At 64.7% G+C, this 22,785-nt stretch carries 21 protein-coding genes; 9 read left to right on the top strand and 12 right to left on the bottom strand.

Going from position 1 to position 22,785, the window contains the following annotated elements:
- Positions 1 to 168: 168 nt before the first annotated feature.
- Positions 169 to 1,863 (top strand): adenine deaminase, encoded by a 1,695-nt coding sequence (gene ade, locus NHF53_RS12840; RefSeq protein ID WP_252834499.1) that lies wholly within the window; start codon positions 169 to 171, stop codon positions 1,861 to 1,863.
- 55 nt (positions 1,864 to 1,918) lie between these two features.
- Here ade and aac(6') read toward each other — a convergent pair whose 3' ends face one another.
- The gene (gene aac(6'), locus NHF53_RS12845) at positions 1,919 to 2,359 is read right to left on the bottom strand and encodes an aminoglycoside 6'-N-acetyltransferase (RefSeq protein ID WP_252834500.1); all 441 of its coding nucleotides are present in this window, start codon (positions 2,357 to 2,359) and stop codon (positions 1,919 to 1,921) included.
- Positions 2,356 to 4,026, bottom strand: coding sequence for an alpha-glucosidase (locus tag NHF53_RS12850; RefSeq protein ID WP_252834501.1), 1,671 nt, complete (start codon positions 4,024 to 4,026; stop codon positions 2,356 to 2,358). Before NHF53_RS12850 ends, aac(6') begins: the two co-directional genes overlap by 4 nt.
- Positions 4,027 to 4,207: 181 nt before the next feature.
- Here NHF53_RS12850 and NHF53_RS12855 point away from each other — a divergent pair, with 181 nt between their 5' ends.
- Positions 4,208 to 5,254 carry a glycosyltransferase family 1 protein gene (locus tag NHF53_RS12855; protein WP_252834502.1) on the top strand — a complete coding sequence of 349 codons (1,047 nt, stop codon included), beginning with the start codon at positions 4,208 to 4,210 and terminating at the stop codon, positions 5,252 to 5,254.
- A 3-nt stretch (positions 5,255 to 5,257) separates the two neighbouring features.
- On the opposite strand, the gene der is transcribed toward NHF53_RS12855, so the two are convergent.
- The 3 genes from der to NHF53_RS12870 all read right to left on the bottom strand — a co-directional run bounded on the left by der (position 5,258) and on the right by NHF53_RS12870 (position 8,082).
- Complete coding sequence (gene der, locus NHF53_RS12860; protein ID WP_252834503.1) at positions 5,258 to 6,691, bottom strand: ribosome biogenesis GTPase Der; 1,434 nt, start codon at positions 6,689 to 6,691, stop codon at positions 5,258 to 5,260.
- A 34-nt stretch (positions 6,692 to 6,725) separates the two neighbouring features.
- Positions 6,726 to 7,397 (bottom strand): tetratricopeptide repeat protein, encoded by a 672-nt coding sequence (locus tag NHF53_RS12865; protein ID WP_252834504.1) that lies wholly within the window; start codon positions 7,395 to 7,397, stop codon positions 6,726 to 6,728.
- Between the two features lie 106 nt (positions 7,398 to 7,503).
- Positions 7,504 to 8,082, bottom strand: a complete 579-nt coding sequence (locus NHF53_RS12870) for an NnrU family protein (RefSeq protein WP_114361792.1) — start codon at positions 8,080 to 8,082, stop codon at positions 7,504 to 7,506.
- 219 nt (positions 8,083 to 8,301) lie between these two features.
- On the opposite strand from NHF53_RS12870, the gene NHF53_RS12875 reads away from it, so the two are divergent.
- Entirely contained in the window at positions 8,302 to 9,303 is a 1,002-nt protein-coding gene (locus NHF53_RS12875) for a polysaccharide deacetylase (RefSeq protein WP_374591097.1), read from the top strand.
- A gap of 38 nt (positions 9,304 to 9,341) precedes the next feature.
- On the opposite strand, the gene sbmA is transcribed toward NHF53_RS12875, so the two are convergent.
- On the bottom strand, positions 9,342 to 10,604 hold the full coding sequence (gene sbmA, locus NHF53_RS12880; RefSeq protein WP_252834505.1) for a peptide antibiotic transporter SbmA: 1,263 nt from the start codon (positions 10,602 to 10,604) through the stop codon (positions 9,342 to 9,344).
- A 363-nt stretch (positions 10,605 to 10,967) separates the two neighbouring features.
- Between sbmA and NHF53_RS12885 the strand changes: the two genes are divergently transcribed.
- Complete coding sequence (locus NHF53_RS12885) at positions 10,968 to 11,198, top strand: hypothetical protein (protein ID WP_114361252.1); 231 nt, start codon at positions 10,968 to 10,970, stop codon at positions 11,196 to 11,198.
- A 27-nt stretch (positions 11,199 to 11,225) separates the two neighbouring features.
- On the opposite strand, the gene NHF53_RS12890 is transcribed toward NHF53_RS12885, so the two are convergent.
- From NHF53_RS12890 to glpK, 5 genes are all read right to left on the bottom strand, one after another.
- A complete protein-coding gene (locus tag NHF53_RS12890; protein ID WP_254007845.1) occupies positions 11,226 to 11,543 on the bottom strand; it encodes a type II toxin-antitoxin system RelE/ParE family toxin in 318 nt (105 codons plus the stop codon).
- Positions 11,540 to 11,803, bottom strand: a complete 264-nt coding sequence (locus NHF53_RS12895; protein WP_114361251.1) for a CopG family ribbon-helix-helix protein — start codon at positions 11,801 to 11,803, stop codon at positions 11,540 to 11,542. The genes NHF53_RS12890 and NHF53_RS12895 overlap by 4 nt, the downstream gene beginning before the upstream one ends.
- Positions 11,804 to 11,883: 80 nt before the next feature.
- Positions 11,884 to 12,633, bottom strand: coding sequence for a type I methionyl aminopeptidase (map, locus tag NHF53_RS12900; protein WP_252834506.1), 750 nt, complete (start codon positions 12,631 to 12,633; stop codon positions 11,884 to 11,886).
- 60 nt (positions 12,634 to 12,693) lie between these two features.
- Positions 12,694 to 13,740, bottom strand: coding sequence for an LLM class flavin-dependent oxidoreductase (locus NHF53_RS12905; RefSeq protein ID WP_252834507.1), 1,047 nt, complete (start codon positions 13,738 to 13,740; stop codon positions 12,694 to 12,696).
- Positions 13,741 to 13,858: 118 nt separating this feature from the next.
- Complete coding sequence (gene glpK / locus NHF53_RS12910; RefSeq protein ID WP_252834508.1) at positions 13,859 to 15,352, bottom strand: glycerol kinase GlpK; 1,494 nt, start codon at positions 15,350 to 15,352, stop codon at positions 13,859 to 13,861.
- Between the two features lie 242 nt (positions 15,353 to 15,594).
- On the opposite strand from glpK, the gene NHF53_RS12915 reads away from it, so the two are divergent.
- The 4 genes from NHF53_RS12915 (at position 15,595) to xdhC (ending at position 21,630) form a co-directional block, all read left to right on the top strand.
- Positions 15,595 to 16,368 carry a 3-hydroxybutyrate dehydrogenase gene (locus NHF53_RS12915; RefSeq protein WP_252834509.1) on the top strand — a complete coding sequence of 258 codons (774 nt, stop codon included), beginning with the start codon at positions 15,595 to 15,597 and terminating at the stop codon, positions 16,366 to 16,368.
- Between the two features lie 32 nt (positions 16,369 to 16,400).
- A complete protein-coding gene (gene xdhA / locus NHF53_RS12920) occupies positions 16,401 to 17,867 on the top strand; it encodes a xanthine dehydrogenase small subunit (protein ID WP_252834510.1) in 1,467 nt (488 codons plus the stop codon).
- A gap of 183 nt (positions 17,868 to 18,050) precedes the next feature.
- The gene (xdhB, locus tag NHF53_RS12925) at positions 18,051 to 20,387 is read left to right on the top strand and encodes a xanthine dehydrogenase molybdopterin binding subunit (protein ID WP_252834511.1); all 2,337 of its coding nucleotides are present in this window, start codon (positions 18,051 to 18,053) and stop codon (positions 20,385 to 20,387) included.
- Between the two features lie 442 nt (positions 20,388 to 20,829).
- Positions 20,830 to 21,630 (top strand): xanthine dehydrogenase accessory protein XdhC, encoded by an 801-nt coding sequence (xdhC, locus tag NHF53_RS12930; RefSeq protein WP_252834512.1) that lies wholly within the window; start codon positions 20,830 to 20,832, stop codon positions 21,628 to 21,630.
- Positions 21,631 to 21,635: 5 nt separating this feature from the next.
- Here the strand turns inward: xdhC and NHF53_RS12935 are convergent, their stop codons facing one another.
- The gene (locus tag NHF53_RS12935) at positions 21,636 to 21,854 is read right to left on the bottom strand and encodes a hypothetical protein (protein ID WP_252834513.1); all 219 of its coding nucleotides are present in this window, start codon (positions 21,852 to 21,854) and stop codon (positions 21,636 to 21,638) included.
- Between the two features lie 108 nt (positions 21,855 to 21,962).
- On the opposite strand from NHF53_RS12935, the gene NHF53_RS12940 reads away from it, so the two are divergent.
- Positions 21,963 to 22,748, top strand: coding sequence for a LysR family transcriptional regulator (locus NHF53_RS12940; RefSeq protein WP_252834514.1), 786 nt, complete (start codon positions 21,963 to 21,965; stop codon positions 22,746 to 22,748).
- The last annotated feature ends 37 nt before the right edge of the window (positions 22,749 to 22,785 follow it).

The following is a 22,785-nucleotide window of genomic DNA, read 5'->3' on the forward strand; positions in this document are numbered from 1 at the left end:
TGCTCTGCCGCTTGCCGCCGGAATGCACATCCTCACGGTCGGCTGCGGTCCGGTGTTCTGACCCGCCTCATCGACGGGGTGCCTTTCGGGCAGGTAATCCCCTCAAGGAACTCGCGCTTCTGCGCCACCGCGACTAGAGTGAAGGTACAACGGAATCGGAGACACCGCATGACTGACCTCGAACGCCGCATCGACCAGGGAACGGGACGCGAACCGGCCGACATGGTGCTCAAGGGTGGGCGCTTCTTCGATCTCGTGACCGGCGAACTGGTCGCCTCCGACATCGCAATCTGCGGCGGCACCATCGTCGGCACCTGCGGGGACTACCACGGCCGCGAGGAGATCGACATTTCAGGCCGCATCGTCGTGCCGGGCTTCATCGACACCCATCTCCACATCGAATCCTCGCTGGTAACGCCCCACGAGTTCGACCGCTGCGTCCTGCCCTACGGCGTCACGACCGTCATCTGCGATCCGCACGAGATCGCCAACGTTCTCGGCACCGAGGGCATCCAGTTCTTCCTCGACAGCGCACTCGAAACGATCATGGACATCCGCGTCCAGCTCTCATCCTGCGTTCCGGCCACCCATCTCGAAACCTCCGGCGCCGACCTGCCGATCGAGCGTCTCCTGCCCTTCCGCAGCCATCCGAAGGTTATCGGGCTCGCCGAATTCATGAATTTCCCGGGCGTGATCCACAAGGATCCCGTCTGCATGGCGAAACTCGAAGCCTTCCAGGGCGGTCATATCGACGGCCATTCGCCGCTTCTTTCCGGCAACGACCTGAACGGCTATCTCGCCGCCGGCATCCGCACCGATCACGAATGCACCACAGCCGAAGAGGCGCTCGAAAAAATCCGCAAGGGCATGCATATCCTCGTGCGCGAGGGCTCGGTATCGAAGGATCTCCACGCGCTGATGCCGATCCTCACCGAGCGGCTCTCGCCTTTCCTCGCGCTCTGCACCGACGACCGCAATCCGCTCGACATCGCCGAACAGGGCCATCTCGACTACATGATCCGCGAGGCAATCGAAAACGGCGCCGACCCGGTCGCCGTCTATCGTGCCGCCTCGATCTCGGCGGCCCGCGCCTTCGGGCTCCGCGACCGCGGCCTCGTCGCCCCCGGCTGGCGCGCCGACCTCGTGGTCATCGACAGTCTCGAGAACTGCAAGGCTGAAATGGTCTTCGCGGCCGGCCGGCGCGTGACGGACGAGCTTTTTGCCACCCGCAAGCCGGTCGCGCCCGTAGGCCTCGACAGCGTCAAGGCGCGGATCGTCAAGGCGGCGGATTTCGGCGTGCCGGTGACCGAGGGCGAGACGCCGGTGATCGGCGTGCTGCCGGGCAAGATCATCACCGAACATCGCCGCTACCATCTGCCGACCTCCGGCAACCAGACCGCCGTCGATCTCGACCGCGACATCATCAAGGTCGCCGTCATCGAGCGCCACGGCAAGAACGGCAACCATGCCAACGGCTTCGTGCAGGGTTTTGGACTGAAACGCGGCGCGATCGCCTCCACCGTCGGCCACGACAGCCACAATATCTGCGTCGTCGGCGTCAGCGAGGACGACATGGCGCTTGCCGCCAACCGCCTCGGCGAGATCAAGGGCGGTTTCGTGGTTGTCGACGGCGGCAAGGTGACGGGCGAGATCGCCCTCCCCGTCGCCGGGCTGATGAGCCTCGAACCGTACGAGGCCGTGCGCGACACCCTGCACGACCTGCGTCACGCGGCCTATGCGCTCGGCACCACGCTGCAGGAGCCCTTCCTGCAGGTCGCCTTCCTGCCGCTGCCGGTCATCCCGCATCTCAAGATCTCGGACATGGGCATGGTGGACGTCGACAAGTTCATGCTGCTCAAGTGAAAAATAACGCGATCTCCGGCGCGTTCGGCTGTAAGTCGCCGTTTTCCGGAAACGCTCACAGCTCCTTGCGGAAATAGACCACCCGTTGCGTCTCCTCGAAACCCAGATGCCTGTGCATCGCATGTGAGACCGTGTTGGCAAGATCGGCGTCGGAGGCAACTTCCTGCACGCCGATCTCGCGCGCCCATTGCTCGACGGCAGCGACGAGTTGACCGGCAACGCCGCGGCGACGGTGTTCGGGCACGACGAAGATGCCCTCGAGAAAGACGACCGGCGAGGTTCCGCAACCGTTGACGTAATCCCGACGAAGGCTCGCCTCGGCAAAGCCGCAGACGCTTCCTCTCTCCTCGTACAGGAAGGCAGCGAAACGGTCGGGGGCCTCCAGCATGGCGGCCTGTTCGCCGGAATGCGCATCTACCGGGGTGTCCGGCCAGAGCTGCAAGCGCAGCCTTCCCCATGCAGCCAAATCGTCAACGGTGGCCCTACGGACCTTCATGCGCCTACCCTCACACAGCAACCATCGAGGGCGCCGAGCCGCAGCTGCCCCTTCTCGATACGTCCGGAGCAGCCGGGCAGCGCCAGCACTTCCTTGACGGTGACATGGGCCTGCAGCGCCACGTCCTGCGGTCCACGGCGCATGTTGAAGACGAAGAGCAGCCGTTCCCCGCCCTTGTCGCGGATGAAGGCAAGCACGTCCTCTTCCATATCCACGAAGGTCAGGCCCCCCTCGACCACCGCCGGATGCGCCTTGCGGAAGGCGATCGTCCGACGATAGTGATTGAGGACGGTTTTCTCCGCCGCCGCCTGTACTTCCACTGACAGGGCCTTGTGCTCGCGCGGAACCGGCAGCCAGGATTTATGCCCCGACGAGAAGCCGGCATGATTGCCGCCGGAGGTCCAGACCATCGGTGTGCGACACCCGTCGCGGCCCTTGTAGGCCGGCCAGAACCGGATGCCGTAGGGGTCGCGCAGGTCCTCGAAGGAAAGCTCGGCTTCGGGCAATCCCAGCTCCTCGCCCTGATAGAGGCAAATCGAGCCGCGCAAGGCGGCAAGGATGCTGATCGACAGCCGCGCGACCGCCTCGCGCTCTTCCGCCGATTGCGCAAACCGGCTCGCATGGCGCTCCACGTCGTGATTGGAGAAGGCCCAGCAGATCCAGCCGTCGGAAATCATCTCTTCCGCAGCGCGGACGCAAGTGCGGATGTGGTTCGCGGTGAAGTCCGGCGAGAGAAGGTCGAAGGTGTAGCACATGTGCAGCTTGTCGCCGCCGCCGGTATAGGCCGCGACGGTCTTCAGCGAGCGGGCGCCGTCACCCACCTCGCCGACGGTCGTGCGCCCCGGATAGCGATCGATCAAAGCCCTCAGTCGTTCGAGGAAAACGAGATTCTCCGGCTGGGTCTTGTCGTAGAGGTGGTTCTGCATGCCATAGGGATTGACGTCTGGCGCATCGAGGCCCGGCGCATCGTCGTCCGTCACCATCGCCGGATTGTCCCGGAGCTCCCGGTCGTGGAAGAAATAGTTGACCGTGTCGAGGCGGAAGCCGTCGACGCCGCGCTTCAGCCAGAACTCGACGACCTGCAGCAGCGCCGCCTGAACCTCCGGATTGTGGAAGTTGAGGTCCGGCTGGCTCGCGAGGAAATTGTGCATGTAATACTGCTTGCGCACGCCGTCCCACTCCCAGGCCGGACCGCCGAATATCGAGAGCCAGTTGTTGGGCGCCGTGCCGTCCGGCTTCGGGTCGGCCCAGACATACCAGTCCGCCTTGGGATTGTGGCGGTGCGCGCGGCTTTCCTCGAACCAGGGATGCCGGTCGGAGGTGTGCGACAGAACCTGGTCGATGATGACCTTGAGGCCGAGCCGGTGCGCCTCCTTCATCAGTTCATCGAAATCCGCGAGCGTCCCGAACATCGGGTCGACGTCGCAATAGTCGGCGACGTCATAGCCCATGTCGGCCATTGGTGAGGTAAAGAATGGTGAAAGCCAGATCGCGTCCACCCCGAGCGAGGCGATGTAACCGAGCCGCTGCGTCACGCCCCTGAGATCGCCGATGCCGTCGCCGTCCGTATCCTGGAAGGACCGCGGATAGACCTGATAGATCGTGGCGCCCCGCCACCAATCCGATCGGCTCGTTCGGCTACTGCTCTTGTGGTCGGGAGAGGGCATCGAGGCTCCTGCGGTTCGGCCAGTGGTGATCGTGGGGCAGTATAGGCGAAGGCGGCAACGAGGCCAGAGGCCGATGTTGTGAACAGGCGGGTGACATCAACCTGTAACACTGCGGCCACATAAAGCCTGAAGAAAGCGGAGGGTTCCCGCCTTCCGGTGCCGAAGAGAAGTTCGTCCAGGCATGCCCAGAATTGTCATCGTCACCGACGCATGGCGACCGCAAGTCAACGGCGTCGTCCGGTCCATCGAGAACACCAATCGCGAACTCGCGCGCATGGGCGTCGAGGTCGCGATGATCACTCCGGACGCCTATCCGAGCATCCCCATGCCGACCTATCCTGAGATCAGGCTGTCGATGGCGCGTTACAGCCGTGTCGCCCGCGCCATCGAGAGCCACGCGCCGGATTACCTCCACATCGCGACGGAAGGGCCGCTCGGACTGATGGCGCGCCACTGGTGCCTGAAGCAGGGCATGGGATTCTCGACCACCTACCACACCCGCTTTCCGGAATATGTCGCAGCCCGCGTCCCGGTGCCGATGTCCTGGCTCTATGCCTATGTCCGCTGGTTCCACAACGGCGGCGGCGTCTGCATGGTCGCGACGGAGAGCCTGAAGAGGGAGCTGGAGGGGCACGGGCTCGACAACCTGCGCCTCTGGAGCCGCGGCATCGACCTCGATCTCTTTCACCCGAGGCCTCGCGCGGAGCGTCCCTTCGGCCTGCCGCGGCCGCTCTTCATGACGGTCGGGCGCGTTGCGGTGGAAAAGAACCTGCCGGCCTTTCTCGACCTCGACCTGCCGGGCTCGAAGGTCGTGGTCGGCGACGGTCCCGAACGGGAAAACCTGCAGCGGCGCTATCCGGACGCCGTCTTCACCGGCGCCAGGTTCGGCGAGGACCTCGCCGCCGCCTATGCGCAAGCCGATGTCTTCGTCTTTCCCTCGCGCACCGACACCTTCGGCAACACCATCCTGGAAGCGCTCGCCTCCGGTGTGCCGGTCGCTGCCTTTCCCGTCACGGGGCCGGTCGACATCATTCCGGGAGACGGCAAGGCGGGCGTTCTGAAAGAGGATCTCCGCTCCGCCTGCGAGGCGACGCTGGCATGTTCCCGCGACGACGCGAGGGCTCTTGCCGAGACGTTTTCATGGGAGCGCGCGACGCGCCAATTCCTCGACAATGTCGAGGCAGCCAAAGCGCGGCCCTCGCCGCGCTGGGCGACGGCCACGGGCTAGCGATCAGCGCTTTTTCTTCTTGCCCTCGAACGGGTTTTCGGACGCCCGCAGATGGATGCGGATCGGTACGCCCGGCATCTGGAAATCGTTCCGGAGCCCGTTCGTTAGGTAGCGAAGATAGGATTCCGGCAGTGCTTCCGGCCGCGTGCACGAGATCATGAAGGCCGGCGGACGGGCCTTCACCTGCGTCATGTACTTGAGCTTCACGCGGCGTCCGGAGACGGCCGGCGGCGGATGCTGCACCTGCTGGCTTTCGAGCCAGCGGTTGAGCTTCGCCGTCGAGATGCGGCGGTTCCAGACGCGGTCGGTCTCGACCACCGACTGCATCAGCCGGTCGAGGCCGTAACCGGTCTGCCCGGAGATCGGCACCGCGCGGATGCCGCGCACCTGCGGCAAAAGCCGCTCGGTCTTTTCACGCAGATCCGCAAGGAACGCCTGCGGGTCCTCGATCAGGTCCCACTTGTTGAAGGCGAGCACCGGGGCACGACCTTCGCGGGCAACGAGATCGACGAGATGCAGGTCCTGCTTCTCGAAGGGGATCGTGGCGTCGAAGACGATGATGACCAGTTCGGCGAAGCGGATGGAGCGGAGGCTGTCGGCGACGGAGAGCTTTTCGAGCTTCTCCTGCACCCTCGCCTTCTTGCGCATGCCGGCGGTGTCGAACATCTTGATGGTGCGGCCGCGCCACTCCCATTCGACGGAGATGCTGTCGCGGGTGATGCCGGCTTCGGGGCCGGTCAACAGGCGATCCTCGCCGAGGAAGCGGTTGATGAGCGTCGACTTTCCGGCGTTCGGACGGCCGATGACGGCGATCCGCAGCGGCTTCGTTTCGTCGTATTCCGGCTCGACCTCCTCGTCTTCGGCACTCTCCGCGGCACCGGGCACATCACGCACGTCGACGTCGGTGACGGCCACATCGTCCGCCTCCGGGAAGGCGCGCTCCTCGCCGATCGCCGCGACGATCGCGTCGCGCAGGTCGAGCATGCCCTGGCCGTGCTCGGCCGAGATCGGGCACGGTTCGCCGAGCCCGAGCGTAAAGGCATCGTAAAAGCCGCCGTCGGAGCCGCGTGCTTCCGACTTGTTGGCGACGAGCACGACCGGCTTGCCGCTCTTGCGCAGCATCTCGGCGAGCGTCTGGTCGGCCGGCGTCAGTCCGGCCTTGGCGTCGATGACAAAGAGGGTGACGTCCGCCTCGTCGATCGCGGCACGGGTCTGCGCCCACATCCGGCCCTGCAGCGTCTCGGGACCGGATTCTTCGAGGCCGGCGGTATCGATGATGGTGAAGCGCAGGTCGATGAGCTTTGCCGCGCCCGGACGACGGTCACGCGTCACCCCCGGCGTGTCGTCGACGAGCGCCAGCTTCTTCCCGACCAGGCGGTTGAAGAGCGTGGACTTGCCGACATTCGGACGACCGACGATGGCGACGGTAAAACTCATGGACCTTGCTTTCTGGCTGCCGCCGGTGTGCCGCTTACGGCGCCTTGCCGGAAGCGACGATGTTGTCGAGCATCATCTGTGCCCGGCTGGAGACATTCCCCGGCGTTTCGTTGTCTTCAGTAATCTGCTCGAACCACTCGCGGGCCTTCACCATGTCGCCGGCCTTGTAGGCGGCAAGCCCCAGCACTTCGCGAGCCGAATGGCGCAGCGCGTCGCGGGGTGCTGCGAGCACCTCGACCTCGGCAGAGACCTGCTCGTAGGTGCCGGCGTCGACCAGCAGCCAGGCGGCGCGAAGGCGCGCGACGTCGCGGATCACCTGCGGCACGGAAGTGTCCTTGCCGATCGCGGTGAAGGCGTCGATCGCCGCCTGTGTCTCGCCCTTCTCGGCCTGAACGGTCGCCGCCCGCATGCGGGCGAGCACGCTATAGGCGCCGTAGCCATCCTTCTCGAGCGCGGCGAGTGCGGCAAGCGCCTCGTCCCGCTTGCCTTCGCTGGCGAGCGTCAGGGCCGCGAGGAACTGGTCGCCAGAGGCCGAGGACTGACGGTCCTGCCAGTATTCGTAGCCGCGGTATCCGGCCGTGCCGACCACGATCAGGACGGCGACGCCGATGATGTATGTCCCGAAGCGGCGCCACACCTGCTTGACCTGATCCGAGCGAAGCTCTTCGTTCACTTCGCGGATGAAGCTGTCGTTGTTCTCAACCATGGTTGTCTCCGGCCTGACGGCCATTCATGCCTTTGTGTTCGTGAGCGGCCTTCTACCCGATTTTTCGGGCCTTGTAAGTGGGAATGCCGCGAATCCTTTGCAAAGCCTACATGACGATCGGCGGAACGCCGATCAGCAAGGCATGCAGCCTCGCGATGAAGAGGCCCCAGACGATCGCGCCGATCACGATCGCCAGCAGGTCGTAACGGGCGGAAACGAAGGGCCGCGGCTTCAGATCGCCCGCCCTTTCCCGCCGCTTCAGGGAAATGCGGACGACGACACCCCAGGCGAGGAAGGAGCCGAAGAGCAGGACGGAGCGCAGATCGCCGTTCGCCAGCAGGTGGGCGAACGCCCAGATCTTCACCGAGAGCACCATCGGATGTTTGGCTCTGGCGGCGATATGGCCCGCCGGCAGCAGGCTTGCCACGAGGACGATCATCGCCAGCAGCATCAGGGTCAGCGTCAGATGCGCCGTCCAGACCGGCGGATAGTAGAGATCGACGATCGGCGCGTTTGCGTAGCCGTAGACGAGCACCACCAGCGCCGCGAAACTCGCCAGCGAATAGAGCCCCTTCCAGCGCTGCTCGCCGAGCTTCGCGACCGTCGCGTCGCGGAAGCCGGGCGCCACGATCCGTGTCAGATGTATGCCGAGAAACACCACGATCCCAAGGATGAGCAAAGCCATCGTTTCGAGCCCCATTTTGAACATTCCCAATGGAATAGAGTGCACGGGGCGAAATTGCCAGCGCGTTCAAAGCTTCGCCCCATTTTGATGACAGGAAATCCCCTCTCCCGCGAGGGCTCCGGGAAAGGCGCGAGGCGCCTTTCGTACGGCATCGCCCGAAAATGAGACAAGGCGCCCGGCTGCTCGAACGCCGCAAGCCGCCCCACCGTCAGGATTGCCATGTACCGTTCGCTTCTCCTCCTCTCCACCGCCCTCCTCATGCCCGTGACCGAGGCCGCAGCCGCGGAGCAGCCGATCCTCAGCAGGCGTCCGCAGATCCTGGTGATCTCGTTCGATGGCGCGGGCAGCAACGAGCTCTGGGCGAGGAGCCGGGCGATGGCGAAGAAGGTCGACGCCCGCTTCACCTATTTTCTCTCCTGCACCAACCTGATCCCGCGCGAGGCGAAGAAGGGCTATGCGGCACCCGGTCAGAAGCCGGGCCGCTCGAATGTCGGTTTCGCGCCGAGCAAGGAGGATGCCGCCGCCCGCCTTGATCACATCTGGCAGGCCCATCTCGAAGGCCATGAGATCGCAAGCCACGCCTGCGGCCACTTCGACGGCAAGGACTGGACGCGCGACGACTGGCTGAAAGAATTCTCGACCTTCGACACCGTGCTGAAGGGCGCATGGCAGGCGAACGGCGTCGGCGAGCGGGAGCCGAAGGAGTGGCAGGATTTCGTGGAGAACGGCATTACCGGATTTCGTGCGCCCTACCTTTCCGCGACCAAGGCACTGACCGAGGCGGAGCGTGCCGCCGGCTTCGTTTACGACGCGAGCGGCGTGGCCAAGGGACCGCAATGGCCGGAAAGCGACGGCGGGCTCGTCCGTTTCGCCCTGCCGCTGATCCCCGAGGGGCCGCGGGACCGGCAAATCCTCGGCATGGACTACAATCTCTTCATCCGCCATTCGGCCGGCCTCGACAATCCGTCGAAATCGATCGAATACGAGGAACGCGCCTACGCCGCCTTCAAGAGCGCCTTCGACGCACAATATGACGGCGAGCGCATTCCCCTGCAGTTCGGCTTCCACTTCGTCGAGATGAACGGCGGCGCCTACTGGCGGGCGCTCGAGCGGCTGGTGGGCGACGTCTGCGGCCGCGCCGACGTCGCCTGCGTCAGCTACACGGAGGCCATGCACGTCATCGAAACCGGTCAGCGCCGCGCGGCGCCGGCCTCCAATTAGGATTGTCGCCCGGCGGCGATCCGCCGGGCGAATGTCGCTTACCGGGTAGCGGGCAGTTCGTTGGCGTCCTGCAGGTATTCCTGGTCGATCTCCGGCAACGGTTCGTTGTCGATCGTCGCCTCGAAGGCGCGCAGGCGCTTGTAGATCGACAGCAGTTCGACGATCGTGGTCCACGAATTGACGAGATACTGGAACGAGCCCCTGACTTGGTCAAAGACGTTGTTGATCTGCGTCATCAGCCCGAGCGTCAGCTTGCCGGCGACGATCGACGGCACGAGCACGACGAGGCTGAAGAGATTGTCGGCCTGAAGATAGAAAATGCGGGCAACATTGAAATACATGTAGTGAAAATACAGGCGGAAATAGTTGCGGCGCACCTCGTCGTAGAGCTCCGCCACCGTCATCGGCCGGGCGCGTGAAGGATCGTCCTCGCCGTAGACCAGTTCCTTGCGATAGGCCGCTTCGACGCGTTGATTGCGGAACTCCAATCCCGGAAGTTTGACCCCGACGGCAGCGAGGAAGACAGTCCCGAAAACCGACCAGAAGATCGCCGCCCATACCAGCGCATGGGGAATATTGCCAATGAGCGGCAGTTCGGTGATGTTCGCGCCGAGGGTAAACAGAACCGGCAGGAAGGCGATCAGCGTCATCACGGAACTGACGAGGCTGACGCCGAGGCTCTCGACGGTCGACGAAAAGCGCATCGTATCTTCCTGGACACGCTGTGAAGCGCCCTCGATGACGCGGAGCTTCGGCCAGTAGGCCATGTAGTATTCGTTCATCGCCGTGCGCCAGCGGAAGATCCAATGACTGACGAAGAAGCGACTCAGCACACCGATGGTGATCGCGATGAAGGCGATCCCGGCGAAACCGAGCATGCCCATGTAGAGTTCGCCGGCGGAGACCGAACCGGCCTGCGACAAGGCTTTCTGGATCATGTCGTAGAACGGACCGTACCAGGCATTGATGGCGACGCTCACCTGAACGCTGAAATAGGTCGTGAAGATGATGAGCGCGCTGCCGAGCACCGACCAGCGCTGCCAGCGATGCGGGCTGACGATGAACCAGAAGGCACTGAAGATCGCAACGGCGACGGTGTAGTAGATATAGAACCAGAGGAACGGGGTCGACCAGAAGACCGAAGCCCCGATCGGGGGCTGCTGTCCCGCGGCCAGCGGCGGAAGTCCGATCACTGCGCCGAAGTCACTGCCTCCGGCATACCAGATGAAAATGGCGGCCAACGACCAGAGCGTTGCCGAGAGAAAGAACAATCTGGGGTTCGGGAAGAATGATTTGAACACGGGCGGGTACTTTCCTGGCAGGCGCCTTCAGGCTTCGTCGGACGTCTCGATTGTCGCGAAACTAGGGCAGAACGATGTTGCCAGCAATGCTCTCAGGGGTTTGTTACGACATTGTAACCTGCTGTTCACCACCCCGCGGAAGCCCGCACTAACGCAGCCTCAACCGACGCGTTTCCACACCGGCACCGCCAGAACCGCAGCGAGAACAAGCGCCAGGATCGCGCCCGCAGGGTATCCCGTGAAATTGTCTACCGAGATGGACCACCCTTCAGCTGCGACCAGCTTGAACCACCGTTTCAAAGCCCGGCTTGCTCCCACGGCAAAAATCGCTAGTGGAGAAGCGACAATCCGAAGGAGCACCCCATGAACGACCTCACCCTGAGCCAAGCCATCGACAACATCTATGCCTCGCTCAACAACAACAACGAGGAGATCGACCTCCACATCGCGGCGCTGAAGGGGGCCATGGCCCGCGAGGGCGTCAAGGAAGCGGTGTTCGAGACGGCGAAGCTCGCCCAGTCCAACCGTCAGGGCCGCAAGATCATGCAGTCCTACTTCAAGAAACGGGGCGTCGCCGTCGCGTTCTCCGCCTGAGATCGGGCGGCCACCGGCGACTCGCCGTCATGGCGCCTCGAAATCAAAATCCTCATCGAGGGGCATCCCCGGCGGACGTTGCTGCCCGTGGCGAATGCCGAGGATGACGATAACGCCTGGGCGGATTTCGTAATCGACCAGATAGGCTCCCATGACGAAACGGAGGACTCCTGGCACCGGGGTCTCGTCCGATACTTTTCCCAAATGCGGAAACTGTGACAGATGCTCCTTGAGCTGCTTCAGGCTGTCGGCAAAACGCCGCGCAGCCTGCGGACTGCGAGCCTTGAGATATCGCGCCTCGGACGAAACGTAGTTCCTGGCCTCCGGGGCGAGCAGCACCTTCAAGCGGCGGCTCCCTTAACGATTGCCTCGACCTCCTTGAGCACGTCGTCGAGATCGTGGACATCGCCAGCATCGACCGCCCGACGCGCTCTTGCGAGTTCGAGAACTTCTCGTCCTTCGTTTGCCAGATAGGATTTCAGCGCCCGGACGATGACCCAACTGCGGCTTCGCTCGCATGTCCGGGCCACGTCCTCGATCTCCGACAGAACGTCGACCGGCAGGCGAAGGGTGATCGGATCGGATAGCTCACGCTTGACGGACATCACTTTTCACCTCCGTTTGTAATACGAAGATAGTCCCGAACAGGGCCGAGGTCAAACCGGAGGCGCCTTGCCGCCCGCTCTCAGTCGGCGAGCGTCAGGATCAGCGGCCCGTTGCGGGTGACGACCAGCGTGTGCTCGAACTGGACGGTGGGCGCCTTCGGTTCGCTGTAGAGCGTCCAGGCGTCGTCGCCGTCCTCCGCCCAGTGCCCGCCGAGCGACAGGAAGGGTTCGACGGTGAAGACCAGCCCCTCTTCCATGATCCGTGTTTCGTCAGGATCTGGCCAGGTTGCGACCTCCGTCGGCTCCTCGTGCAGCGACCGGCCGACGCCGTGGCTCGCAAGGTTGGTGATCAGCGTGTAGCGGTTCTTCTTCGCGAAGGTGCCGATCGCGTTGCCGATATTGGCGAGCGGCTGTCCGGTGCGGATCTGGTTGAGGCCGACCCAGAGCGCCCGTTTGCCGTCGCGGCAGAGGCGTTCGGTCTTCGACGTGACCGGAGGCACGGCGAAAGACGCGCCTGTATCGCCGAAGAAACCGCCCTTCTCCGCCGAGACGTCGATGTTGACGAGATCGCCCGCCTTGATGATCCGGTCGCCCGGAATGCCGTGGGCGATTTCCTCGTTGACGCTGATGCAGGTGGCGCCGGGAAACTGATAGCAGAGTTCGGGTGCCGAGCGGGCACCGGCATCCTCGAGGATCTTGCGGCCGATCATGTCGAGTTCGCGGGTGGTGATTCCGGGCTCCAGCGCCGCCCCCATGGTTTTCAGCGCGACCGCGCAGAGGCGGCCGATCTCCCTCAGGCCGTTGAGTTCGTCTTCACTGGAAACAATCATTCGTGCTCTTTCACGCGCAGGCAGACCGGGCAGTGGCCGGTCGCGGCTGTTTCGGGCTGCTTACGCGCCCGTTTCCGCGGGCGTCAACGCTTTTCTGACCAGCGGGGCGACTTTTGTGCCGAAGAGCTCGATGCCGCGCATCACCTCCCGGTGCGGCATCAGGCCGATCGCCATCTGCAGCAGGAAGCGGTCATTGCCGAAGATCTCGTGGTGGGCGACGATCTTCTCCGCGACCGTCTCCGGGTCGCCGACGAAGAGCGCACGCTCCGGCCCGCGCGACTGGTCGAAATGCTGCCGGTTGGTCGGCCCCCAACCGCGCTCCCGGCCGATGCGGTTCATCACCGCCGCCTGCGGCTCGTAGAAGACGTCCGCCGCCTTCTCGGTCGTATCGGCGATGAAGCCGTGGACGTTGATGCTGGTCTTCAGCGTCGCAAGATCGCGGTTGGCGCGACGCGCGCTCTCGCGGTAGAGGTCGAAGAGCGGCGCAAAGCGGCGCGGCTGACCACCGATGATCGCGAGCGCCAGCGGCAGGCCGAGCACGCCGGCACGGGCGACCGATTGCGGCGTGCCGCCGACGGCGATCCAGAGCGGCAGCGGCTGTTGCAGCGGCCGCGGATAGACGCCGCGACCGGGGATCGCGGCGCGCGTCTCGCCGGACCAGCTGACGACTTCCTGTTCGCGCAGCGTCAGCAGAAGATCGAGCTTCTCGGCAAAGAGCCGGTCGTAATCGTCGAGATCGTAGCCGAAGAGCGGGAAGGATTCGATGAAGGAGCCGCGACCCGCCATGATCTCGGCACGGCCGTTCGACAGAAGATCGACGGTCGCAAATTGCTGGAACACCCGGACCGGATCGTCCGAACTCAGAACCGAGACCGCGCTGGTGAGCCGGATTCGCTTCGTCCTGACGGCGGCGGCCGCGAGGATCGTCGCGGGAGAGGAGACGGCGTAGTCGGCCCGATGATGCTCGCCGATACCGAAGACGTCGAGCCCGACCTCGTCGGCAAGCGCGATCTCCTCCATGAGGTTCGCGAGCCGGCGTGCGCCCTCGGCTCCCTTGTCCGTAGCATTCGGATCGACGTCGGCGAAGGTATAGAGGCCGAGCTCCATGGCTTTGTCCCTTGGTGACTGGTGAACCGCATGAGAGATAGCAGCCGGTTCACCCGAAACAAGGGACTGTCCCGGCGACACAGTGTTCGCCGGGCTGCTTTGATGTTCGAGTGCTCGGTCAGAAGTCGCTCAGTGTGCGCCGTACCGCATTCCGCCAGCCCTTGAGCTTCGTCGTGCGGGTCTTCTCGTCCATTGCCGGCTCGAAGCGACGGTCACGCGCCCAGGCCTTGGAAAACTCCTCCATGCCCGGCCAGATGCCGGCGCGGCTGCCGGCGAGGAAGGCGGCACCGAGCGCGGTGGTCTCGGTGATCGCCGGCCGGTCGACCGGGGAATCGAGAAGGTCGGCGAGGCGCTGCATGGTCCAGTCGGAAGCGACCATGCCGCCGTCGACCCTCAAGACAGTCTCATCGCCGCCGTTGCGCCAATCCTTGTGCATTGCGTCCAGCAGATCGCGGGTCTGGTAGCAGACCGCCTCGAGCGCCGCGCGGGCGAATTCGGCCGGTCCGGTATTGCGGGTCATGCCGAAGACGGCGCCGCGCGCTTCCGGGTCCCACCACGGAGCGCCGAGGCCCGTGAAGGCCGGCACCAGGTAGACCTGCTGGCCGGGATCGGCGAGTTCGGCGAGCGTGCCCGTCTCGCGGGCGTCGCCGATGATCTTCAGCCCGTCGCGGAGCCACTGCACCGCCGCACCGGCGATGAAGATCGAGCCTTCGAGCGCATAGGTGGTTTTGCCGTCGATCCGGTAGGCGATCGTGGTCAAGAGCCGGCTCTTCGAGCGGACCATGTCGCTGCCGGTGTTCAGGAGCGCAAAGCAGCCGGTGCCGTAGGTCGACTTCATCATGCCCGGCGCAAAGCAGGCCTGGCCGATCGTCGCCGCCTGCTGGTCGCCGGCGACACCGAGGATCGGGACGGCCGCGCCGAACACGGCGGGATCGGTCACGCCGAAATCGGCCGCGCAATCTTTCACCTCCGGTAGCATCGCGGCCGGCACGCGAAGGATTTCGAGCAGTTCGGAATCCCACTCGTTCGTCGCGATGTTGAACATCAGCGTCCGCGACGCATTCGTGGCGTCGGTCACATGGGCGCGACCGCCGGTGAGCCGCCAGATGAGATAGGTGTCGATCGTGCCGAAGCAGAGCTCGCCCTTCGCCGCCCTCGCCCGTGCCCCCTTGACGTTGGAAAGCAGCCAGGAAAGCTTGGTGCCGGAGAAATAGGGATCGAGCAGCAGCCCGGTCTTCCTGACGAAGAGCTTTTCGAGGTCCTGGCGCTTGAGCTTGTCGCAATAGCTCGCCGTGCGGCGGTCCTGCCAGACGATCGCGTTCTGTAGCGGCCGGCCGGTTTCGCGGTCCCAGACGACCACCGTCTCGCGCTGGTTGGTGATGCCGATTGCGGCAATCTGGTGCGGCTCGACGCGTGCCCGGCCGAAAGCGTCGTGGATCGACGAGAGAACGCTCTGCCAGATGTCCTCCGGATCATGCTCCACCCAGCCGGATTTCGGGAAGTGCTGCGGGAATTCCTTCTGGCCGATGCCGACGATCCGCATGTCGCCGTCGAAAACGATCGCCCGGCTCGATGTCGTCCCCTGATCGATCGCAAGCACAAATCCGCCCATACACTTCCTCCCCGATATGCGCAGTTTCTTCTCCGGGCGTGAGTTCAATACGACTGCCGGATACTTGTCAAAAAGAAAGCGCGGCGATCCGGACGCTCGCTTCCGGGACATCGGGAAAAGACGAATGCGCCCCGCAACAACGCAATTGCCACCGTCGCCGGTTTGCGCGTAACTTCGTTCGACTATTGCGGCGCAACAGAACGCCGCGCTGTTCCAGAAAGAAGTTCTCGGGAGAAACTGAAATGGCCAGAACCGTCGTCGTCACCGGCTCCACCAGCGGCATCGGGCTTGCGATCGCCCGCGGCTTCGCCGCCGAAGGCGACAATCTCGTCATCAACGGGTTCGGCGATGCGGCGGAGATCGAGGCGATCCGCAGGAGCCTGGAAGAGAAAGGCGGCCGCGCAATTTATCACGGTGCCGACATGACGAAGCCGGAAGAGATCGCCGACCTCATGGCGACCGCCGCCGCCGAGTTCGGCATGGTCGACGTGCTCGTCAACAACGCCGGCATCCAGCACGTCGCGGCCATCGAGGAATTCCCGGTCGAGAAATGGAACCAGATCATCGCTATCAACCTGTCGAGCGCCTTCCACACCATGCGCGCGGCGATCCCGGCGATGAAGGAGAAGCGCCACGGCCGCATCATCAACGTCGCGTCCGCCCACGGGCTGATCGCCTCGCCGTTCAAGGCCGCCTATGTCGCCGCCAAGCATGGGATCATGGGGCTCACCAAGACGGCGGCGCTGGAACTCGCCGAATTCGGCGTGACGGTGAACGCCATCTGCCCCGGCTACGTGCTGACCCCCCTCGTCGAAAAGCAGATCCCCGACACCGCCAAGGCCCGCGGGATCAGCGAGGCACAGGTGAAGTCCGATGTCATGCTGAAATTCCAGCCGACCAAGGACTTCGTCGCCGTCGAGGAGGTCGCCGCCGTCGCGCTGTTCCTGGCGAGCGACGCTGCCCGCCAGATCACCGGCACGCACATCTCCATTGATGGCGGCTGGACGGCGCAGTAACCTTGACGGTTCAGACAGCGGAAAGGCACTGCATGACCGACTGCATTCGCTTCATCCTGAACGGGAAGGACGTCGCATTGAGGGACGTCGATCCGACGGCCACGCTTCTCGACTTCCTCCGTCTCGACCGCCGCCTGACCGGCACCAAGGAAGGCTGCGCCGAAGGCGACTGCGGCGCCTGCACCGTTCTCATCGGGCGCCTCCGGAACGGCGGACTGCGCTACGAGACGGTAAACGCCTGCATCCGTTTCCTGGGCTCGCTGCATGCCACCCACGTGGTGACGGTCGAACATCTCGCCGCGCACGACGGCACGCTGCATCCGGTCCAGCAGGCGATGGTCGACTGCCACGGCTCGCAATGCGGCTTCTGCACGCCGGGTTTCGTGATGTCGCTCTACGGCCTCTGGCTTTCCAACGAAAACCCCTCGCGCGCCGAGATCGAGAAGGCGCTGCAGGGCAATCTCTGTCGCTGCACCGGCTATGAGCCGATCGTCAAGGCGGCGGAGCTCGTCTCCAGGACACGGCCGAGCGCCCTCTTCGATCCGCTCGAACGGGACCGGACGGCAATCAGCGCCAAGCTGTGGGAACTGAAGACCGGGGAAACCATCGCCATCGGGAAGGCCGGACGCCGGCTGATCGTGCCGGGGACGGTCGCAGCACTCGCGGACGTGCTTGCTGCAGAACCCTCCGCGACCGTCGTCGCCGGTGCGACCGATGTCGGCCTCTGGGTGACCAAGCAGATGCGCGATCTCGACCCGGTCGTCTTCATCAATCACCTGGACGAGCTGCAGGCAATCGAGACAGGCACGGACGGCATCACGCTCGGTGCCGGCGTCACCTACGAGCACGCCTCCGCGAGGCTTCGCGCCGAAATTCCCGCGATCGGACGGCTGATCGACCGCATCGGCGGGCAGCAGGTCCGCAATGTCGGAACCATCGGTGGCAATATCGCCAACGGCTCGCCGATCGGCGACATGCCGCCGGCGCTGATTGCGCTCGGCGCGACGATCACACTGCGCTCGGCTTCGGGCAAGCGCGTGCTGCCGCTCGAGGACTACTTTATCGCCTACGGCAAGCAGGACCGCCGCCCCGGCGAGTTCGTCGAGAGCATCTTCGTGCCGCGGCCGCGGGATGACCAGCATTTTGCCGTCTACAAGGTGAGCAAGCGCCGTGACGAGGATATTTCCGCGCTCTGCGGTGCCTTTCTGCTCACCCGCGACGAAGACAAGGTGTCCGATATCCGGATCGCCTTCGGCGGCATGGCGGCGACGCCGAAGCGGGCCCGCGCCGTGGAGGCGGCCCTTCGCGGCAAGCCCTGGACCGAGGCGACGATCGCTACCGCCCGCACCGCCTTCGACGACGACTACACGCCGCTCACCGACTGGCGGGCGAGCGCCGAATACCGCCAGCTGGCCGCCAAGAACCTTTTGACGCGCTTCTTCCTTGAAGCCTCGGGAACACCGCAGGAGCTGAAGCGCTTTGCGGAGGAGGAGGCGTGATGGTCGAGTGTCTCTCCACCTCCCCCTTGAGGGGGGAGGTCGCCGTGAAGCGGCGGGTGGGGGTGATCCCTGCTGTCACTTCCGACAAATCAGCCAGCGAGACTGGAACAATGCACACCCCACCCCGGAGCTATGCTCCGACCCTCCCCCTCAAGGGGAGGGTGGAACTGGGAGGCCTTTCCCATGCATAAGCCGACCTACGAAACCTACAAGTACATCAACGGCCCGATGCATCAGGCGCTGCGCCATGATTCAGCACACAAGCATGTCGCCGGAAGTGCCGAATATATCGACGATATTCCGGAACCCGCCGGCCTCTTGCACGGCGCGCTCGGACTTTCCGACCGCGCCCATGCCGAGATCCTCTCGGTCGACCTCTCGGCGGTGAAGGCTCATCCCGGCGTGGTCTGCGTCCTGACCGGCGCCGACGTGCCGGGCGTCAACGACATCTCCTCCGGCGGCCACCACGACGAGCCGCTGCTGGCGACCGAAGAGGTCCAGTTCCACGGCCAGCCGGTCTTCGCGGTGATCGCGACGACACGCGACGCCGCCCGCCGCGCCGCCCGGCTCGCGCGCATCGACTATCGCGACCTGCCGCACTGGACCGACATCGACGGCGCGATCGAAAACGGCGCACCCCTCGTCACCGCCGGCATGACGCTCGAACGCGGCACCCCGGAGGCTGAACTCGACAATGCCGAGAACCGCCTGATCGGCGAGATGCGCATCGGCGGGCAGGAGCATTTCTATCTCGAAAGCCATGTGGCGCTCGCCATCCCCGGCGAGGACGACGAGGTGCAGGTCTGGTCCTCCACCCAGCACCCGTCGGAAATCCAGCATGTCGTCGGCCATGTGCTCGCCATCCCGTCGAACGCGGTCACCGTCCACGTGCGGCGCATGGGCGGCGGCTTCGGCGGCAAGGAAACCCAGGGCAACCTTTTCGCGGCACTCGCAGCACTCGCGGCGAAGAAGCTCGGTCGCGCCGTCAAGTTCCGTCCCGACCGGGACGAGGATATGACGATGACCGGCAAGCGGCACGACGTCCGGATGGATTTCGACGTCGCCTTCAACGGCGACGGGCGGATTCACGCCCTCGTCGCCAATTTCGCCGCGCGCTGCGGTTACTCGGCCGATCTCTCGGGACCGGTCACCGACCGCGCGCTCTTCCATGCCGACTCGAGCTACTTCTATCCCCATGTGAGGCTGACCTCGCAACCCTTGAAAACGCATAGTGTTTCCAACACGGCCTTCCGCGGCTTCGGCGGTCCGCAGGGCATGCTCGGCGGCGAGCGGATCATCGAAGAGATCGCCTATGCGCTCGGCAAGGACCCGCTCGATGTTCGCAAGGCGAACTTCTACGGCGCCCCCGGCTCGGGCCGTGACGTCACGCCCTACCACCAGAAGGTCGAGGACAACATCATCGCCCGTATCGTCGACGAACTCGAACGGAGTTGCGACTATCAGGCACGCCGCAAGGCGATCATCGACTTCAATGCGGAAAGCCCGGTCATCCGCAAGGGGATCGCGCTGACGCCGGTGAAGTTCGGCATCTCCTTCACGATGACGGCCTTCAACCAGGCCGGCGCCCTCGTGCACGTCTACCAGGACGGCTCGATCCACCTGAACCATGGCGGCACCGAGATGGGCCAGGGGCTTTACACGAAGGTGGCGCAGGTGCTCGCCGAAGCCTTCCAGGTCGACATCGACCGCATCAAGATCACCGCCACGACGACAGGCAAGGTTCCGAACACCTCGGCGACCGCGGCCTCCTCGGGTTCCGATCTCAACGGCATGGCCGCCTACGATGCCGCCCGACAGATCAAGGAACGGCTCGTCGCCTTCGCGGTCGAGCACTTTGAGGTGCCGCCGGATGAGGTGGAGTTCCTGCCGAACCGGGTGCGGGTCGGCGATCAGGAGATCCCCTTCCCCGACCTCGTAAGACAAGCCTATTTCGCCCGCGTCCAGCTTTCGGCCGCCGGCTTCTACAAGACGCCGAAGATCCACTGGGACCGGGCGGCCGGGCGTGGCACGCCCTTCTACTACTTCGCCTATGGCGCGGCTTGTTCGGAAGTGTCGATCGACACGCTGACCGGCGAATACGTCATGGAACGCACCGACATCCTGCACGACGTCGGCAAGTCGCTCAATCCGGCGATCGACATCGGCCAGATCGAGGGCGGCTTCGTTCAGGGCATGGGCTGGCTGACTACCGAGGAACTCTGGTGGGACGACAAGGGCAGGCTGCGCACCCACGCGCCCTCGACCTACAAGATTCCGCTCGCCTCCGACCGGCCGAAGATATTCAACACGCGCCTTGCCGAATGGTCGGAGAATGCCGAACCCACCATCGGCCGCTCCAAGGCGGTCGGAGAGCCGCCCTTCATGCTGGCGATCTCGGTGCTCGAAGCGCTCTCGATGGCGGTCGCAAGCGTCGCGGATTACAAGGTCTGCCCTCGCCTCGACGCCCCGGCCACGCCCGAGCGGGTGCTGATGGCGGTCGAGCGGCTGAAGGGAATGTGATGGCAAGGATGGCACCCCTCTTCTCCCCCTCGGGGAGAAGGTGGCGCGCAGCGCCGGATGAGGGGCGCGCGAGCCACCGCAGGGGCGCCCGCCAAACCGTCGTTGCACCGCGCCGGCTCGGCGCGTTTCCCCTTGGAGGAAAAGAGCACGCCCCTTCGGCAACTGCGTGCGTGATCAGCCCCCTCTGGCCTGCCGGCCATCTCCCCCACAAGGGGGGAGACAACCCGGGGCATCGTTTCCGCCCCCATAGAGCGTTCGAAACACGGCCCCTGGGGGCAATCAGCCGCCGGTCCATCTTGGTTGCCACTTCCCGGGCTGAAGTCAGATTTGGAGTTCCTGAAGACGTGGGTACTTCTTCGACCTGCAAGGCGGGCAGGACGCCACCGCTGGTCCTCTCCCCCCTTGTGGGGGAGATGGCCGGCAGGCCAGAGGGGGCCCTGCAATGACGGCCCTCTCCGCCTTCCTCGCCAGCCACCCCGACGCCGTGCTCGTCGACGTCGCCGAGGCCAAAGGCTCGACGCCGCGCGAGGCGGGCGCCTTCATGGTGGTGGCGGCCGATGCGCTGTTCGGCACGATCGGTGGCGGGCAGCTGGAATTTCTCGCCATCGACCATGCCCGTATGCTGCTGGCCAGCGGCGAACCAGACTCGTCGCTCGACGTGCCGCTCGGTCCGGAGATCGGCCAGTGCTGCGGCGGACGCACCCGGCTCGCCTTCACCCGCCTCGACGCACAGTCGCAGCAGGTTCTGGTCGACCGGCAGGCAAAGCTGGAGACCGCCTATCCCGACGTCTTCCTCTTCGGCGCCGGCCATGTCGGGCGGGCGCTGGCGATCGCCCTTGTCCCCCTGCCCCTCACCGTCACCCTGGTCGAGACGCGCGACCTTGCCCCGGACAGCCTGCCACACGGCGTCGCGCTGCGTCGGGTCGCCGTTCCCGAAGCCGAGGTGGCGATGATCCGGTCGGGCGGCGCGGCCGTCATCCTCACCCACGACCATGCGCTGGATTTCCTGATCGCCCGCCAGGCGCTTGCCCGCCCCGATCTTGCCTATGTCGGCATGATCGGCTCGGCGACCAAGCGCGCCACCTTCGCCCGCTGGCTGGACCGCGAGGGCGGCGACGCGTGCGTGCTCGACAGGCTTGTCCTGCCGATTGGCGGCAGCGCGCTCCGCGACAAGCGCCCCCCGGTGATCGCGGCCCTGGTCGCCGCCGAACTGCTCGGCATCCTCCTCGACGGCAAACCCTAACCTGATCAGAAGGGCAGCGACCGATGGCCGAGCCTTCGGCTTTGCCGCCAGAAGGCGTCCTGCCTGCTGTCTGCTGGTTGGGGACTTTCCAGTCCGACATCACGCAGCAGATCCGGCGGCATATCGCCAACAGGATTGATAGGCAGCGTCTGCGTCTCGCGCCTCAGCAATCCTGCCAGCAACTGAAAAATGGGAACAAGTCTGCCCGTCGCGGGAACTGTCATCAGTCCACCCCTCAAGAATAACTGTTGATGTGTGCCTGAAGAAATGTGCTTGTTTTTTTCAAATCTTCCAATTCAATGTTTGGCTTTCAACATAAAGAGAACTTATCCATGAAACTGTCCCGCCAACTCCCGCTCAACGCCCTTCGCGTCTTTGAGGCGGTGGCGCGACTGTCGAGCTTCACCAAGGCTGGCGAAGAACTGGGCATGACCCAGACAGCCGTGAGCTATCAGATCAAGCTTCTGGAGGAGCATCTGGGAGAACTGCTATTCATCCGTCAGGCGCGGCGCATTGCCCTCACCGCCACTGGGGAGCGGCTGCTGCCAAAGGTGGGCGAAGCTTTCGTCCTGTTGTCGGAGGCTGTTTCCGATGCGCGCCAGGAAGCAGGCGGCATTCTGGAAATCCGCTCGACGCCGACCTTTGCCTCGCATTGGCTGGCCCGCCATATCGGCGCCTTTCAGCTTCAGCATCCAGGTCTGGCCGTGCGCATCCTGCGCATCGAAAAGCCGATGGACTTTCGCCAGGACAATGCCGATGTCGCCATCTGGCGGGGCGAGCGTCCGCCGGCGGACGTGGAGGCGCACGAACTGTTCCGGCTGCGCTATGCACCCATGCTGAGCCCAAAGCTGGCCGAGACAATCGGCGGCATGACGACCCCGGCGGATCTTCTGAAACTGCCGCTGATCGGCGGCAGCAGCAAATGGTGGGGAATCTGGTTTCAGTCGAACGGCATCGATACACCTCTGCCCGGCACGATCACGATCGACGCCGACGGTGCACTGGATCTGGAAGGCAGCGCCGCCATTGCCGGTCACGGCGTGGCGCTGCTGAGCCCGTTTCTTGATGATGTGGACACCCCCACCACCAAGCCTCAGGCTGGGGATCTTGGTCCCTAGAAAACATCAGGAGGTGCGCATGTCTGCATTTACGATT

Origin of the sequence: Ciceribacter sp. RN22 (assembly GCF_024054295.1) — a bacterium.
GTDB lineage: Bacteria > Pseudomonadota > Alphaproteobacteria > Rhizobiales > Rhizobiaceae > Allorhizobium > Allorhizobium lividum.